We start from the raw sequence: 15,872 nt of genomic DNA, 5'->3' as shown, positions 1-15,872 counted from the left end.
CCGGACGGAGAAAAGATCATTGTCGGGCGTGGGCTGGAACCAGTCCACCACCGACTCCTCTCGGCCTGCATCCCCCGCTGGGTCTGCCGCTGGCCACCATCCGCGGCATAGATTGGGACCGTAGATGATCACTTCGGGGGGACCCATCACATGACCGACCTTCGTGCGCTGTTCAGCTCCAATGACCCCGTGGGCAGCAACGAGGCGTTCACCAACCGCCAGATCCAGTGGGACCTCGTCGCCACCGCCGTCGAGGAGCACCTGCGGCACATCGCCGATCCGGCCTTCGACGTTGAGGACCTCGAAGCCCCGCGCAACAACCTGATCGTGTTTCACGGGGTGGGCGGCGTCGGCAAGTCGACCCTGATGCGCAAACTCGAGGCCTCACTCACCGCAGCTGAACAGCGTCCCGTGCATTGGGGTGCCCCCGCCTGGCCGGGCGAGAAGATCCTGCCCGTCCGTATCGACCTGGCCCGCTCGGCATCGACCGGTTCAGACTACGAGCGCGTCGTGCTGACGATCCGGCTCGCCCTGGCCGCGACCGTCGGCCGTCCCCTGCCCAGCTTCGACCTGGCACTGCGCCGCTACTGGGATGCCCAGCACCCCGGTGAGCCGCTGGAGGAGTACGTCCGCCGCACCGGCCTGGTGGGGAAGTTCGGGCAGATGCTGCCTGGGCAGCTGCAGGGCGCGGTCAGCGAGGCCATCGGCGCCCTGCAGTTGCCCGGCCTGGTGGGCTCGGCGGCCGGGCAGGTCACCACCGCGCTCGTGCAGGCCCTGCGCGAGCGCCGCGAACGGGCGCGAGCCCTCGCCGGCTGCGCCCGCACCGCCGCCCTGCTGGAGGCCGAACCCGATCTGGAGGCGCTCTCCTTCTACCCGCACCTGCTGGCGTGGGAGATCAGCCAACTGCCCGCGAAGAAGACGACCGTGCCGGTCATCCTCCTGGATACCTTCGAGGACACCAGCGACCGCCACCGCGACGCCGAGCGACTCCTGCAACGCCTCGTGTGGCTCATGCCGAACTGCTTCTTCGTCATCAGCGGCCGCAACCGTCTCACCTGGGCCGATGCCGCCCTTCAGGGCGAGCTCGACTACACCGGCCCCGCCGCCTGGCCCGGTCTCGCCGCGCAGGTGGGGCAGCCGGCACGGGCCGCCGGGCAGGGCGGCGCCCGCCAGCATCTGGTCGGGGACTTCTCCGAGCAGGACTGCGACACCTACCTCGCCCAACGGCTCACCCAGGACGGCCAGGCGCTGATCGGCCCTGACATCCGCGCCGTCATCACTCAGCGCTCGCACGGCCTGCCGCTCCACCTCGACCTGGCCGTCGCCCGCTTCCTGGAGATCCGCCGAACCGGCCGCACCCCCACCCCAGCCGACTTCGACCACACCTTCCCCGCCCTCATCGCCCGCACCCTGTCCGACCTCACCGCCGACGAGCGACACGTCCTGCGCAGCGCCAGCCTGCTGGACGCCTTCGACCTGGACCTGGCCACCCACGCCGCAGGCCTCACCCACCAAGCGGCGGCCCGCAGGCTCATCGAACGGCCCATGGTCGCCGAAGACCCGTACGCGATCTGGCCCTACCACCTCCACGGCGCCATCCGCACCGCGCTGCGTACTGCCGATGACCACACCGAGGACCGCTGGACCCCTACCGACTGGCACCGGGCCGCCGAACGGGCCCTCGCTGCCCTCGGCCGGCAGTGGCAGGACGCCCGCTCCGTCGTCCCCGGCCGGGCCCTCCTCGTCGCGTGCCTGCGCCAGGGTCTTCGCTTGGCCCGCGATCACCGCCTGGACGACCTCAGTTGGCTCACCAATGCTGCCTTCGCCTACACCGACGACTCCGTGTGGGAGCCCCTGGCCCCGCCCACATCACCCGAACCGTCCGGCACCGGCTCGCACCCGGGCCCGGAGACGCCCGCCGATGCCCTGGCCGAACTCCTCGTCGCCATCGCACGCCGCCAGCACGAGCACCGCGAGCGCACCGCTGAGCGCCTCACCGCCGTCCTGGACACCGGCCTGCTCTCCGGCGAGCTCTCCGAACTCGCCCTGTACTACCGGGCCAAAGCCCACAAAGACCTCGGCCGCACCGACGCCGCCCTGGGCGGCATGCGCCAGGTCGCCGACGCCAACGGCCGGCTCGCCCCGCGCGCACGCCGCGGCCTGGCCAACCTCGCCCGCATCCGCGGCGACTTCCCCACCGCCCTCGCCGCCATCCCCACCCTGGGCTGGGAGGGCCGCCAACACCGCGTCCTGGGCCACATCCGATGGCCCCACGGCGACATCGACCGCGCCGTCGCCGCCTTCGAAGCCGCACGGACCGAAGCCGAACAGCACGACGCCCTGGGCGAGCAGGCCATCGCCCAGACCCACATCGCCCTGGTCACCGCCTTCGCCGACCCGGTCCGCGCCGACGACGAACTCGCCCTCGCCCACCAGCTCCTCGACCGGCTCGACCAACGCGCCACGACCCTCCTCGCCCATGTCGTCGCCCTCGTACGCGACGCCGGCACCGACCGGGATGTCACCGGCCGTGCCACCGTACTGCGCACCGAGATCAACGTCGCCGGCCTCGCCTGGCTCACCCCGCTCCTGGAAACCGCCCTCGCCTTCCACCACGCCGTACGCGGCGCACAGGACGACCTGACGGCCACCATCGACCGCCTGCGCGAGGAAACCGCGAACGGCGACTTCGCCTACTACGTCCACATCACGGCTGCCATGGGCGACCTGCCCCAGCCCGCCGGGCCCGCCATACGGTGGCTCGACGGCGAGCAGGCCACCCGCGAACGGTGGCGTGCCCTGGTCAATGCACGCCGCGACCGGCTACGGGCCACCCCGTAAGGCAGCACGGCGAGTTTGCGGTACGGCAGGTGGGGGCCGAAGCCGTCGAACCCACCGACGGGTCGCCCATCGGCCCGCACAGTTCGATGACACTGCTCACGTTTCGTCACCGACGACACTCCGCGACCTGCATGATTACCTGGTTCTCTCCGTGGAGGTCCCGTGGTCGCGTAAGCGATTTTTCGGCTGACGGCATCCCGGGGTGGGGTGTCCGGATCATCACTCCTCGGGGGTGCTGGAGCGCTGTACCTCCAATTCCCGATTTGCTAGACGATCGACGGCCAGGGCCAAATCGGCAGAACTGAGCCTTTCCAGGTCACCAGGGGGCAAAGGAGGCGCCTCCCCCCGTTCGACCGCTTTCAGGTAGGCGCGACGCAGCTGTGACTTGAACCAGTTCGCGTCTTGCAGATCTTCGTTCTCTAGCTGCTGCCGACGACGCCGCGGGCCCCAATCTCGAATGATTCCGAGAATTGCCGTCAGACCCGCCGCGCCGCCGAGAGCAGTGAGGATCTCCACCACGAACGGGTTGCTGTACCTGATGGAGCCGAATCGGTACGGCACGTCGGGGAGACGCCGCACCATCTCGCCTGAACGCAACTGCGCCGTGAGACTTGACAGCGGATCGAAGCGCTGGCTCGAGCCGAGCAGGAGCCAGTACAGCGAACGCGAGCGACGGCCAGGAGGAAAGTACAGCCACTCTTCTAGATCACGCTCAAGGAGCTCGAGTTCGCGCCCCTCTTCCTCTACCGCGAGTGGGAGCTCTCGTCGGCGAGCTTCCTCCACAAGAGCAGTGACTCCGCCTTCCCGCACGAGCCGCGCCATGTGAGCGTCGGCTTCTGCCGCCGCCACATGAGTCGCGACTTCGAGCGCGCCCTGAGCAACCACGTTGAGGTCTGCGACCAATCCAGCCACGACGGGAACGGGGGCTCGTGGTCCCACTTCAAGCGTCACCGTGAATACCTCTGCCACAGCCAGCGAGCCTCGCACGCCCGAACTGCGACCACCGTGCTGACGGCCACGAACACGCATTCCGTCACCCAGGGGGCCGTATGTGGGTGGCCGGCTGCAACCGGGCCTTGTCCTACTGGGATCCAGATCTTGCTGCCAGCACGCGCAAGCTGGCCAGGGCCTGACCGCTCCAGATGCCCCGTCAGCGGCGACACGCCCAAAGCCGGAGAGGGAGTGTCGGGCTCAGTTCAGAGCGTCGGGGTCGATGCCCTGGGCCCGGGCCAGAGCGAACAAAACGCGCTCCATGCCACCCAACCGCTGCTCGATGCCATCCAACCGCTGCGTGATCGTGCGCTCCCCCGGAGCGCCGACGGCGTTGGCGAGTGAGTCGATGTTGCCGAACGCCATGGTCTGCTGCTCGCGGATCTCTCCGAGCTGCTCACCGTGCTCGGCCAGGGTGCGCCCCGTACGGAACGCCGACGCCTCCAGGTCCCGCAGCCGCTCGTCGTGCGTCTTCGTCTCTCCCACCATGCCCCCATCCTGGCAGATGCCGACCAGAGCGGACGACGGTCGACCTCCAGCCCATCAGTGGGCATCATCACGCCAGATCAGAGCCTCGCGATGATGCCGATGCGCGAGCGCACCGGCATCATCGGAGAAATGTTCGACAAGCTCCGACGCCGCCGTCCTCGTACCGCAGCAGCCCCCGTTCCGCCTCCGGTCGCGGCCCCTCCGGCAGTGGCCGACGCTGCCATGCTCGCCCGCATCGACCGCGTACGAGCAGCCCTCCTTGCCGCCGGCGTCGATTTCAAGGACCTCGGCGCTGCTCCCGAACCTTCGTGGTTCGCTGACCTGCGCGCCGGTCAGTGCCTGCCTCTCGGCCCGGCTGAACTGGAGGAGACAGCCGACCAGCTCGCGGGGATCGCGGTGGAGGCCGTCCTCTCGGACGAGGCCTGCACGACGGTGATCAGCCACATCGAGATCCTCACCACCCTGCGTGACCTGAAGGCCGACGGGATGGACCTGCGCTTCTGCCACGGCTCACTCCCCCCGGACGCGGCCACCGTACGATCCCTGGCCGACTACGTCCGTGCTGAGATCGCGGCCGCGGCCGATGCCAGCGCCGACACCGCGGCGAAGCCCGGACGCGTGGCCTGACAACTCCCGTGGCGGCGGCCACGATCTGGCCTTCCTCGCGGACGTTTCACTCCCGGCGGGCATGCACGGGTACTGCGTCGCCCCCGCGTCCGATAGTTGAGCGGCTTCCCGCCGGTGAGGGCCGCCACTTTCTGATCTCGCTCGGTTGACAGAATGAGGAGAGGCAACCCTAGTAACCCCATTGCGATCAAGCGAGGGGATTACTAGGGTTGCCCCATGAGTGAAGAGGTGAAGCGCCGCCCGATGGACGGCGAAGACCGAGGCCGCCTAAATCTGGCAGTCGACGAACTGACATGGTCCTGGGCCCGTACCCTCGCAGGACTCGGCGAGACGGAGCCGCCACTCACCCCGTACGACCCCGATCACGGCGACGAGCGCACGCAGGTCGTCCGGCTGGCCCGGCTCAGGATCCTCAAGCACCTTGCCGGGCACGTCGACCTGCTGACGGAGCAGGACGCACTGTCCGCCCTGGACCACGGGGCAGACGTCGACGAAGTCGCCGATGCCTTGGGCGTCACGCGCCAGGCCGTCACCAAGAGGTGGGGGCACGTCCGGCAGGGCGAGAACGTCGCCGTGGTGATCTCCCGCCGCGATCGGGTGCGCGAGTACGCCGACGACCCCCGCGGCCGGGTCGGAGAGGTCGGCGGCACCGAACAGTACGACAGCGACCGGGGCATCTGGCCCGTCGGCAAGCAGGTCCGCGCCGAGGCGAGGTACGCGGTCATTGCTGTCGACGGCACCGTCCGGCGCGTCTACAAGATCGCCCCGGAAAGCTGGCACGAAGTCGAGCCGCGACTGTGGCAGTTCGGCGCCGTCGGCGAGCGGGAGCTGCAACCTGGGGAGATCGACGCAGCGTACAAGGCAGGTCAGCTGCCACTGCGGCCCGGCGATGACTGCCCCACCCGCATCGGCGGCGCCTACCGCCCCCACTGGTTCTGACCGCCAGCGCCCTGCACACCGAAGAGGAGAACAAACTGTGAACGACAAGCCGCACGTGCACCAGCTCCCCGAACTGCTCGACGCAGCGGCCAGCCTCTTGGATCACCTCGGAGCCGTCGCCGGATTAGACACCGGGCTCCACACCACCCAGCCGGAGGGAGTCCGCCTGCTGGTCAAAACCGGGCTCCCCTACACCGACGAGGTGGGGCCCCTGGACCGGATCGGCGCAGCCCTCAACGCGCCGATCGTCCATGACCGTACCGGGTCCCTGGGCCACGCCCACGTGCACGGAACATGGAACGGCATGCGGGTCTACGGCAGCCACCTCTACTCCGACCGGCCTCTGGAGAAACCGTGCACCCAGCCGGCCTCCGAACTCGGCGACCGGGTACGCGCCCTCATCCCGTGGGCACTGCAGGGCTGGACACAGTGGGCCGAGAGCGTCCACGTGTACGACGAGAACGGCACTCCCTGCGTACACGTCGTCCTGACATCCAAGGGGTCCCTGGACGACGCCCTTACCGCGCTCTTCGACGCCACCGGACCTCTGCAGTACCGCCACGCGCGCAAGGACGACTTCGTCGCGCGCGGCTCGGTGCTCTGGGACGACGGCACCGTGCTCACAGCGTCCGCCGTCACGCCATAAGTGACCACACCTCTGCGAGATCGAGTCCTGCCCAGGCGCATACGGCAGATCGTGGTGGCGAGCGGGCGCCATGGCGGGGCGGCGGTGCTTCTCGCTACCGTCACCAGATGACCTTCGACGATGAGTTCGCCACCGACTTACGCCCGAGCGAGGCACCGACCGGGGTGATCGTCAGCGCGCTGCGCTGGGACATCCTGAACGAGTGGGTCCGGTACCTGAACGACGACAAGCACCCGGACAAGACGGCCGAGATGGCGTACGTCTGGGGATTCATCAACCGGGACTTCGGCGGCGACGCACTGCGGTGCCTGTGGAGCAAGCACGAGACGAACTACCCCATGTTCGCCGAGGCGGTGTGGCTGCTGCACCGCGAATTCAGCGAAGGCGCCGGGGCAGAACACCACCCTCTCTTCGCCGGCCTGCCGCCGATCCCCGCCGACATCCTGTTCCGGAAGATCGCGAACTCCTCCGCGCCGGCCTACCGGAAACTGACCGAAGCCCAGATGGTCGAGATCCTCAGCAAGGCACCGCAGGATTACGCCGCGATGCGGTAGGCGCCCGCCCCGAACACCGACAGCCCCGCCCCGGGGTTCACCTCACGGGCGGGGCCGTCCATGACCCTCGCCAACCCGCGTCAGAGTCCTGATCCGCGTCGGCCTGCTGTTCAGCGTGGTGATCTTCGGCGACAAACCGTCTTCCGTGACCGAGAACCGCCCGTCACACTGGCCGCAGGCGTAGTGATCAGGGGGGACGCATGGAGTTACAGCCCACCGAGCTGTCGGATGCCATCAAGGCGGTTCGCGCCGGACTGGCCGCGGCGCAGCAGGACGGGGACGGCTCCCCGATCCGGTTCACCGTCAAGGACATCGTGCTGGATCTTGGCATCGAACTGCGGCAGAGCGCCTCGGCCGGCGGCGGGGTGAAGGCGTTCGTCGTCTCCGCAGATGCCCGCGGGGAACGCGCGAGTACCGCGACGCACCGGATGACCGTCACCCTCCAGGTCGAGACGGGCCCGGCAGGCCGGGACGTACTCATCGGCGACGCGGGCCGCGGCCTCGGCCCGGTGCCCGCTCCCCCGGCCGGCATGTAGTCCCGGAGCAGGGGCAGTCTGGTGGAAGTACGAACCGTCGAAGTCGTCAACCCCCGTGTCCCGATGTTCGGTTCGGGCGTCCTGGTCGCGCCGGGGCTGGTCCTGACCGCTTACCACGTCGCCTGTCCGGGCGGGGACCGTGAGCCCGTCACGGTCCGGGACAAAAGCGGCTGGGCAGCCGAAGCCACGATCGCGTGGGCGGACGCGGACCTGGACGCTGTCCTGCTGCAGACGGACCGCACCGTGCTCGGGGCCGGCCTCCCCGTCGTCCGCTGGGGCGAGTTGACCTGCGACTATCCGGATGTGCGGCCGGTGTGCTCCATGACCGGCTTCCCCCGGGCCCTGCGCAGGCCGCACCCCACTATCCCGGACGTGTTCGTGGACGAGCTCCTGGCGGTCGACGGGAACATCAAGCCGGCCACCTCCTCCCGGCGCGGCTACTACGGTTTCGAGCTGACCAGCACGTCCTTGGAATCAGCTGAGTTGTGGCAGGGCATGTCCGGCGCCGGAGCCTTCTGCAACGAGCGGCTCGTCGGGGTGGCCACGTTCGCCTCCGACTTCCGGCACGGCGGCCTGCTCCACCTGATGCCCGCCGCCCGCCTGTTCGCCTCCCCCGGGTTCACCGACACGGTCACCGCGGTGACCGGCATGACCCCGCAGCTGCAGCCGGCCGACCTGAGACTCCTGCTCGACGACGTTCCCGACCCCCGGCTGTCCACCTCCTACCTGCTCGACGCGCGCTCCGCCGTCGTACCGCTGAGCGGCATGACGGCGCAGCTCGACGCCCTCGAAGCCTGGTGCCGTACGAGCCGCCCCACCGACGTCACCGCCGTCACCGGGATCGCCGGCATCGGCAAGACCCGGCTGATCACCGAACTGATACACCGCCTGGGGCAGCCCCGTCCCGGCAGCCCCACGGCCCGCGGATGGACCGGCGGCTTCCTCGCCGACAACCCCCTCCAGCAGCCACCCCACTACCGGATGCTCGCCACCAGCAAATACCCGCTGCTCCTCGCCGTCGACTACGCGGAGACCCGCCGCGACCAGGTCGACCAGGTCCTCGACGTCCTCGCCGCCCGCCATACCAGCCAGCCCGTACGGGTCCTTCTTCTGGCCCGCGGCCGCGACAACTGGTGGCCCTCCCTGCGCCGCGCCCGCCAGGGCAAAGCCGTGATGAGCACCGGCGCCACCGTCGACGTCGACCCGGCCGACGCGCTCGCCGAGACCACCACCGAGCACGCCTTCGACACCGCCAAGCACGCCTTCGCCGAACGGATCCACACGCTGCGAAGTGCCGGCCTCGGCGACGACTGGGCCACCTCTCCCCTGCTCCCGGACACCCCGGACACCAGCACCGGCCCCATGTTCACTGCGGCCGTCAAACCGGCCGACGACACGGTGATCTCCCTGCACATGGCCGCCCTCGCCGACGTCCTCGCCTCCCTCAACGACGACTTCGCCCGCTACGACAACCCCATGGACGTCCTGATCGCCCACGAGGTCAGCTACTGGAAACGGATCGTCGAAGCACGCGGCGAGCACTTCGACGAGAAGCTGATGCGCACCCTCGTCGCCGTCCAGACCGTCACCGGCGCCACGAAACTCCACAACGCGCAGGCCGCGGTCACCGCTGGCTTCGACGTCCACCACGCCGGCTTTCCCGACGCCGCACCCAACGACCGGCGTCTGCTGGCCGCGTACGAGGACATCCTCACCGCCGCCTACCCCTCCGGCGACGGAGCCCATTGGGGCTCCATGGGCCCCGACCTCCTCGGCGCGGCCCTCGTCGCCGACGTCGAGGACAACAGCGGCGGACAGTTCATCGAACGCCTGCTGCCCCACCCCTACCTCGAAGAACACCAACAGCACCGTGCCCTGACCGTCGTCGCCCGCGCCACCTCCACTCAGCCCGTACTCGCCGTCGGCGCGGCCCGCGCGGTCGCCGCCGCACCCGGCAAGCTCCTGCCCCTCGCGGCCAGAACTGTCGCCGCCGAACTCGACACCGACACTGCCCGCAACTGGCTGCACGGTCTGCAGGACGCCCTCGACGAGCGGGCCCAGCAGCCGGACGCCGACCCCGACCTCTACACCTGGGCCAACAACCTGGTCAGCACATCCCTCACCCATGTCGAAACCGGCCTGGGCGACTACTTCAACGCCTCAGAGCAGCAGCCGCCACAGGACGGACCCGAAGAGGCGCCGGAAGTCGACGACGACCTGGAGGACGAGGACGACGACCTGGGTGAAGAGGAGCCGGACTGGGATCCGTACGACGAGGCCAGCGAGGAGGAAACCCGGGAAGCCGTGGACGGGGACTGCTCTGCCGACATACCCGATGGTCCGGCCGAGACCGAGGTTCCCAAGCCCCGGCCCACCGTTGTCGTTCACACGATCAAGAGCCGCACTGCACGCGGTGCCCTTACGGCCGCTGCTGTCATGCACTTGGCCTTCGTGGCCTTCGTGACCGGCAGCGTCGCCTACTTCTCCGACTACTCCAGCGATCCGTCCTTCTGGTTCCTGCCACCCCTGATCATCTGCGCCCACCTGTTCATCGGCTCCTTCTACGGCCACCGGCAGTTACCCGCCGCCTTCGCCACCCTCCTTGCCCCGCCCCTGTTCCTCTTCATGGCCGTGGGCATGGGGATGATGTTCAGCGACCTGCACGAGGTGGACGTCAACCCGGTCCTGATGGCTCTGGTGTGGGCCGGCGCCTTCTCGCCCGGCATGGTCGCCCTCACATACGCCTTCCGGGCCTGGTTCGGCCAGATCCGGTTCACCGACGACACGTAGCACCACAACTCCCGCCGATCGTTCGGCCGATAATCAGCGCTATGCCGCACGCCCGCCGGGACAAGATCAACCCAAGGGCCGGTGAGATCACGGCCGTTGACGGCACACCAATCAGGGGGATGCGTTCATGGGTAAGCGCCCGGCCAAGAAGACAAAGCAGGCACCGCCCCTGTCCGCCGACCGCGTCCGCGCAGGCTGGCAGGGCCCGGCCGGGACCCGCATCCGTCTGGCCCAGGGCCAGGACATCGACGCCGCCGACGCCTTGATGGCCACCACCGGCGACGGAGTCAGGATCATCCCCGTCCTGCGCACCGCCATCGAGGACGGCTCCGCAGCCTCCACGATGCTCGCCGGACTGGCTAGCCCGAAGGCGTACCACGAAGCCGCCTCCCACGCCTTCACGTCCCAGCCCAGGAACGAGGCCATGACCACCGTCTGCCTGACGCTGGTCGCCGTTGACGAGCAGGACCAGACCGTCGGCGTACTGTCCGCCACCGCCCCCGGAACCGTCATCGACATGGCCATGAACAACGGCTACACCGCCGAAAAGGCCCTGGCCCTGAGCCTATTCATCGCCAAGATCCATGGCCTGGCAGTTACCGAGAACGCCCGTGGCCAGGGCATCGCCACCGCCCTACTCAAACGGACCTGGCAAGTCCACCAGCAGCTCGGCTACTCCCTGCTGTACGGCTCGTACGAGGCCCACCGGGACCTTGGCACCTTCTACACCCGCTGCGGCTACACCGTCCACGCCCCCGGCGAGACGTTCCCCCTCGACCGCATAGCCCTGCCCTTCCGCCTCGGCGCAGGAGCCGACCAGTGCACATTCACCCGCTGGCGCCCGCGCCACTGAGTGACGCGTCAGTCGTTTCCTACGCGGAAAGCAGCACCGACCTGTGGAATGAACACCTCGGCAAGGCCAGCGCCCTCGGGGCCCCTTGTGCTGTCCACCAGCTTGTCCAAGTCGGACGAGAGCTGCGGGGGTTCGCCGGCATGGCGGGGACTTCCGGCGATGTCGTGAATCGCCCTGACCTGGGCGGTAAAACCACCGCGATCGTGAGTGAAGAACAGGGCTGCGAGCAGGACGAACCTGGCGTACCCCGTGCCGTACTCCGCGGCGATGCGGGAGAGCCTCTCGCGGTCGATAAAGCCGCCGTACACCGCCAGTCCCCCGTTGCTGTACGGGGTGAGCTGGTCGACGATGGCCATAACCGAGTCGGCCTGCAACCGCTCGATCTGATTGCTGACCAGCACCGCCTGCTGGACGGCACTCATGTAGAGCTCGATGACCTGCTCTGAGGACATCTCGTTGCGTGAACGCTTGTTCCTGCGCGCCTTCTGACGTCCCACCCGGGTTCCTCCTTTGTGGCCGCGAAAGCGGCAACGTTTCGCCTCCGACAGAACACAGGCCAGCAGGTTGTGATCCGAAGCCGGAATTACCGTACCGGGATCACGGAGGTGTTCACGGAGACCACCATGTCGGCCACCGAGCTCAGCAGGTCGCCCTCAAGCCCCCTGCCCTACCAGCACTGGCCTGCGCGTTCACGCCGTACGACGGCCAGGAGGTGCCTGAGCGCTGGGCGTCGGCTCGGCTCGTTGGGCACGCTCGGCGCGGGCGCGACGGAGTACCTGGGCGTCCCTAATCTTGGCTTCGCGGCGGCGCTCGGCCTGGGTGATCTCGGCCGGGTCCGGGTCGGGGAACGCGCGTCGGCTCTTTTCGCGGAGGGCGCGGGTTTGTGACTCGATGGCTTCTGCGATGGCCGGGTCGACACGTCGCTCGGGCCGGGCTTCCTGGTGTGCGGCGAGCGCCTGGTGGTAGCCGTCCGAGGCGGTCTCCCGGGTGTGCACCGGTCCGGCGGGCTCGGCCGGGCGCGGGTCCGGGTCGGCGGCCGCCGTGGCGGGGCCGGCCTTGCTGGTGGGCGCCAGGACGTTGAGGGTGCGCACGTTCGCGTCCGGCACCTTCGTGTTGACCGCCGCGATCAGCTTCGGCGCACTCCAGCGGAGCTTCGTGCCGTACGCGGGGGCGTCGGGGGCGACGTCCAGGCGGCCGGTGTCCGCGTCGAACCCCACGGCCTGGACGTGACCGGCGAGTTCGGGCGCGGCCGCGGCGAGGATGTCACCGAAGTCGGCGAGGACGCTGCCGCCGGCGGCCGGGGCGACCATGCCGCGCTCGGTCATCATCATGGTGATCGCGGTGCCGAGCCCGAGCGGCTCGCGGCCGTCGCGCCGCACCGCCTGGGTCCGGGACCGCTTCGGCGTCGTCTTCTGGGTGCTGCCGCCGTTCTTCTTCGCCGCCTCGCGGGCCGCGGCCAGGGCCTGGCGCGCGAGATCGACCCCGCTCACCTCTCCGGTCACGCGATCACCACCCCGGCCATCTCACCGTCCAGCGCCCGCGCGGCCAACTCGGTCAGCCGGGCCGACCACGGCGCGGGCGCAGCCGTCTCGGTGCGCTCAGCCACCCGCTCGCGCAGCTGCTCCAGCCGCGCCGTGAGCAGGTACTCGGCAGTGCGTTGCCGGGCCGTGTCGGCTGCCGTTGTCGCGGCGGCGACCGCGTCCGCACCGTTCGGGTTCGCACGGAACCACCTGCGATTCTGCTCGGTCCTGTACGCGCGGCGGGCTTCCGCCTCAGCCTCGGGAGTACGGCCCAGCCGCCCGAGCGCGCTGCTGCGGTACTCCGGCAGGGCCTGCTGCACCACCTGGAGGGCGTTGAAGGCCAGCACGGACGCCGCCGCGACCGGGTCCGCCTCCAGCTCACCCGGCTCCATCAGCTCCAGGAACTGCTCCAGGGCGGCCTCGATGTCGGCCTCCAGCGTCGCCCGGACATGCGCGGCCACCGCAGCAACGTCGGCGGCGTCGTCCAGGTCGGCCGCCCAGGTCGCCGCGACCAGACCGGCCTCCCCGATCGCCGCCTCGGTCCGACGCCGCAACCCGCACGCCTCGCACAGCCCAGCCGACCGCCGCTGCCCGCAGTCCGCGCACGCCAGCGCCTGCCGCACCGCTTCGGCGGCCGCCGCCTCCTGGCGCTCGCGCTCCCCCCGCTCCCGGGCAGCCGTACGGGCCTCATCGCGCCGGGCCTGCGCCGCTCGGGCCTGCTCACGGCGCGCCACGAAGTCCTCTGCCTCCGCTGCGGCGTACTCGCGCAGACGCTCCTCGAGGACCTGGCGGCGCTCCGCCTCACCGATGCCGGGCAGCTCCCGGTCGATGTCGGCCGCGATCCGCACCCGGCGGGCACGGCGGATGTGGATTACGTTGCCGCAGCTGGCGCAGTCGCCGCCGGTGTCCAGCCGGATCCCGTCGTCGCAGCGCACGTCCGAGCAGGCCGGCCGCTGCACCAGGCCCCGCCGGGTGATCCAGCCGAACGGGCTGCTGACCCGGGCCTCGCCCCCGGTCTCCTCAAGCCGGTCGGTGAGCCGGTCGGCCAGCAGCCGCGGCGCGCCCTCCGGCTGCATCAGCAGGTCCTTCAGCCGCTCCAGCTCCGCATTCGCGACCGCCACGACCTGGTCCTGCTGCCAGCGGTTCAGCCCCGCCCACAGCCACGCGACCGGCCCCAGAGCCACCCGCAGACCAAGATCCTCGGGAAGGTCCACCCTCCCCTGCTGCCGCGTCTTTCCACCTGCCACGGCCTTCGGCCAGCCACCGGCCTGGGTCCCAGCAGCACGCTGCCCACCCTGCTCATCGACCGCGGACTTGCCAGGCTTTTCCCCGCGGAGCGGGCCGAGCTCCGCCACAGGCGACGCAGGCTCGGCAGCGGCGACGTCGCTGCCGACGGCCTGGTCCTCACGCATGCACGCGCGCTCCGGCCGACGGCCTTCACCCCCACGGCCTTCGCCGGAAAAACCACCAGAGAGCTGCAGAGGAACTACCGGAGTAACCCCAGAAGCGTGGCCTGTGTGGAGCTCTGCACCATCGGGACGCTCCTGATCTGCCGCCTTCCCGGTCTCCTCAGCACCGCCGATCCCAGATGTACCAAGGGCACCGGCACCCTCGCCCGGAACAAGATCTCTGAATGCACCATCGGGACGCTCCGAAAACACGGTCTCGGAGCCCTGAACACCCTCCACAGGGGCCATGACACGGCCGTACGCACGGGCGATCGGCAGCAGCATGACTCGGCCACGGCCGTTCATCCGCGTCGCCGTCGCTTTGCGCCCCCGGGAGACGACCCCGGCCTCCGCCAGCCGCGCCAGGACCTTCCTCGCCCCTGACGGCGAGCAGCCCAGCAGCCGCGCCAGCGTGGCCGCCCCGCGCCCCTCCCGCTTCTTCACCGAGCCGCCGCACAGCTGCAGCCAGCCCGACGCCCGCGTGTTCAGCACCATCAGCAGCAGCCCGAGCCGGTCGGTCGCCGCACCCTTGCCCGTGCGGCCGGCCAGCAGCCCCGGCGGCGTCGGCTCCTTGTCCTTTGGCGACCAGCCCGGCCCGAACAGCGCCTCGATCAGGCGCAACAGCGTCGCCAGCTCCACCTTTGACAAGGCCAGCGGGTGCGCGGCCCCGCCGCTCTTGCGGGCGGTCCACAGTGGCATGACCAGGCAGTCCAACCCGGTCGGGTGCCCCTTCGCGTCCGTCACCACCTGGGTGTGCAGCGCGTCCGAGCCGCGCATCGGGGGCAGCACCTTGTGGTGGACCGTGGACTCCTTCACACCCAGCCACCGGCCGAGCTCCGCCCCCCAGATCGACGACTGGTTGTCGTCCTCGCGGCCCTGCGGCGCCCGCGACTTCGCGTACAGCACCACCGCCGCCAGCTTCGGCGCATCCTTCAACCCGGCGATCGACGGGTCCGCCAGTAGCGCCCGGATCGCGGCCAGCAGTCGAAGCCGCATTTTGCGACCGAGGCGCAGCGCGTCGTCCAAGCCGCCATCACCCGGCTGGCCCCCGCCCGGCAGCGACCGCAGCCCATCCGGCCGCGCGGGAACCTCCGGAGCGTCGACCACGGAAGAGTTGATGAATGCCGGCGGCACCGCGGCCGACGCCGCAATGCTGCTCATACCCCGGCCTCCACAACACGCATGGCCAGACGCACCGGGGGCGCCACCCCCTCAAGACCTGAGCTGTCCAGCAAGGTCCGCACGCCGATCCTCAAGCCAGCATCTTCAGCCCCGTCGAGCGCGAGCAGATGCTCTGAACCACGCTCCACAATCGGACTGGCAGTCTCCGCAACCGGATGCACCCAGTAACCCCTTGAGGGCTGCTGTCCGACGGAGACGGTTACGGTCCTCACCTGGGCACCCGAGGGAAACCGCGCACAAGACGGCGTCCCAGTGCGCTCGCATGGCGAAGTGCGCGGGCGATGGGGAAACTGTGATGCGAAAGACGGCGCAAAATGCGCCAACCGGGCATGGATGGGCTGACAAAGGGCAGCGCGATGCTGCAACATAGTCGTGCTCTCTTCTTCAGGGAGGAGGGCATGAAAAAGGCGCCTTTGGCGCTGGTTCGGCTAGAACCAAGATCGAACTGTTCGACCGG

The 15,872-nt window shown here is 69.8% G+C and carries 13 protein-coding genes; 8 read left to right on the top strand and 5 right to left on the bottom strand.

Annotation, left to right across the window (positions count from 1 at the left end; all coding sequences use genetic code 11):
- The first annotated feature begins 150 nt into the window (after positions 1-150).
- Positions 151-2,841, top strand: a complete 2,691-nt coding sequence (locus ACGFYH_RS20450; protein WP_393804549.1) for an ATP/GTP-binding protein — start codon at positions 151-153, stop codon at positions 2,839-2,841.
- A gap of 219 nt (positions 2,842-3,060) precedes the next feature.
- Here ACGFYH_RS20450 and ACGFYH_RS20445 read toward each other — a convergent pair whose 3' ends face one another.
- Together ACGFYH_RS20445 and ACGFYH_RS20440 are read right to left on the bottom strand one after the other, a co-directional pair.
- Positions 3,061-3,810 (bottom strand): hypothetical protein, encoded by a 750-nt coding sequence (locus ACGFYH_RS20445; RefSeq protein ID WP_393804548.1) that lies wholly within the window; start codon positions 3,808-3,810, stop codon positions 3,061-3,063.
- Positions 3,811-4,032: 222 nt separating this feature from the next.
- Positions 4,033-4,320 carry a hypothetical protein gene (locus ACGFYH_RS20440; RefSeq protein WP_393804547.1) on the bottom strand — a complete coding sequence of 96 codons (288 nt, stop codon included), beginning with the start codon at positions 4,318-4,320 and terminating at the stop codon, positions 4,033-4,035.
- Between the two features lie 207 nt (positions 4,321-4,527).
- On the opposite strand from ACGFYH_RS20440, the gene ACGFYH_RS20435 reads away from it, so the two are divergent.
- From ACGFYH_RS20435 to ACGFYH_RS20405, 7 genes are all read left to right on the top strand, one after another.
- Positions 4,528-4,947 carry a hypothetical protein gene (locus ACGFYH_RS20435; RefSeq protein ID WP_393804546.1) on the top strand — a complete coding sequence of 140 codons (420 nt, stop codon included), beginning with the start codon at positions 4,528-4,530 and terminating at the stop codon, positions 4,945-4,947.
- A gap of 216 nt (positions 4,948-5,163) precedes the next feature.
- The gene (locus ACGFYH_RS20430) at positions 5,164-5,886 is read left to right on the top strand and encodes a hypothetical protein (protein ID WP_393804545.1); all 723 of its coding nucleotides are present in this window, start codon (positions 5,164-5,166) and stop codon (positions 5,884-5,886) included.
- Positions 5,887-5,923: 37 nt separating this feature from the next.
- Positions 5,924-6,532 carry a hypothetical protein gene (locus ACGFYH_RS20425; protein WP_393804544.1) on the top strand — a complete coding sequence of 203 codons (609 nt, stop codon included), beginning with the start codon at positions 5,924-5,926 and terminating at the stop codon, positions 6,530-6,532.
- A gap of 107 nt (positions 6,533-6,639) precedes the next feature.
- Positions 6,640-7,086 (top strand): hypothetical protein, encoded by a 447-nt coding sequence (locus ACGFYH_RS20420; RefSeq protein WP_393804543.1) that lies wholly within the window; start codon positions 6,640-6,642, stop codon positions 7,084-7,086.
- Positions 7,087-7,286: 200 nt separating this feature from the next.
- The gene (locus ACGFYH_RS20415) at positions 7,287-7,622 is read left to right on the top strand and encodes a trypco2 family protein (protein ID WP_393804542.1); all 336 of its coding nucleotides are present in this window, start codon (positions 7,287-7,289) and stop codon (positions 7,620-7,622) included.
- Positions 7,623-7,643: 21 nt separating this feature from the next.
- The gene (locus tag ACGFYH_RS20410) at positions 7,644-10,412 is read left to right on the top strand and encodes a trypsin-like peptidase domain-containing protein (RefSeq protein WP_393804541.1); all 2,769 of its coding nucleotides are present in this window, start codon (positions 7,644-7,646) and stop codon (positions 10,410-10,412) included.
- Positions 10,413-10,539: 127 nt separating this feature from the next.
- The gene (locus tag ACGFYH_RS20405) at positions 10,540-11,265 is read left to right on the top strand and encodes a GNAT family N-acetyltransferase (protein WP_393804540.1); all 726 of its coding nucleotides are present in this window, start codon (positions 10,540-10,542) and stop codon (positions 11,263-11,265) included.
- 8 nt (positions 11,266-11,273) lie between these two features.
- Here ACGFYH_RS20405 and ACGFYH_RS20400 read toward each other — a convergent pair whose 3' ends face one another.
- From ACGFYH_RS20400 to ACGFYH_RS20390, 3 genes are all read right to left on the bottom strand, one after another.
- Positions 11,274-11,762, bottom strand: coding sequence for a hypothetical protein (locus ACGFYH_RS20400; protein ID WP_393804539.1), 489 nt, complete (start codon positions 11,760-11,762; stop codon positions 11,274-11,276).
- A 192-nt stretch (positions 11,763-11,954) separates the two neighbouring features.
- The gene (locus ACGFYH_RS20395; RefSeq protein WP_393804538.1) at positions 11,955-12,767 is read right to left on the bottom strand and encodes a DUF721 domain-containing protein; all 813 of its coding nucleotides are present in this window, start codon (positions 12,765-12,767) and stop codon (positions 11,955-11,957) included.
- Positions 12,764-15,394 (bottom strand): hypothetical protein, encoded by a 2,631-nt coding sequence (locus ACGFYH_RS20390; RefSeq protein ID WP_393804537.1) that lies wholly within the window; start codon positions 15,392-15,394, stop codon positions 12,764-12,766. The genes ACGFYH_RS20395 and ACGFYH_RS20390 overlap by 4 nt, the downstream gene beginning before the upstream one ends.
- Positions 15,395-15,872 lie beyond the last annotated feature (478 nt).

Source organism: Streptomyces sp. NPDC048392 (assembly GCF_043200575.1).
GTDB lineage: Bacteria > Actinomycetota > Actinomycetes > Streptomycetales > Streptomycetaceae > Streptomyces.
This window is presented reverse-complemented; position numbering and strand designations above follow the sequence as displayed.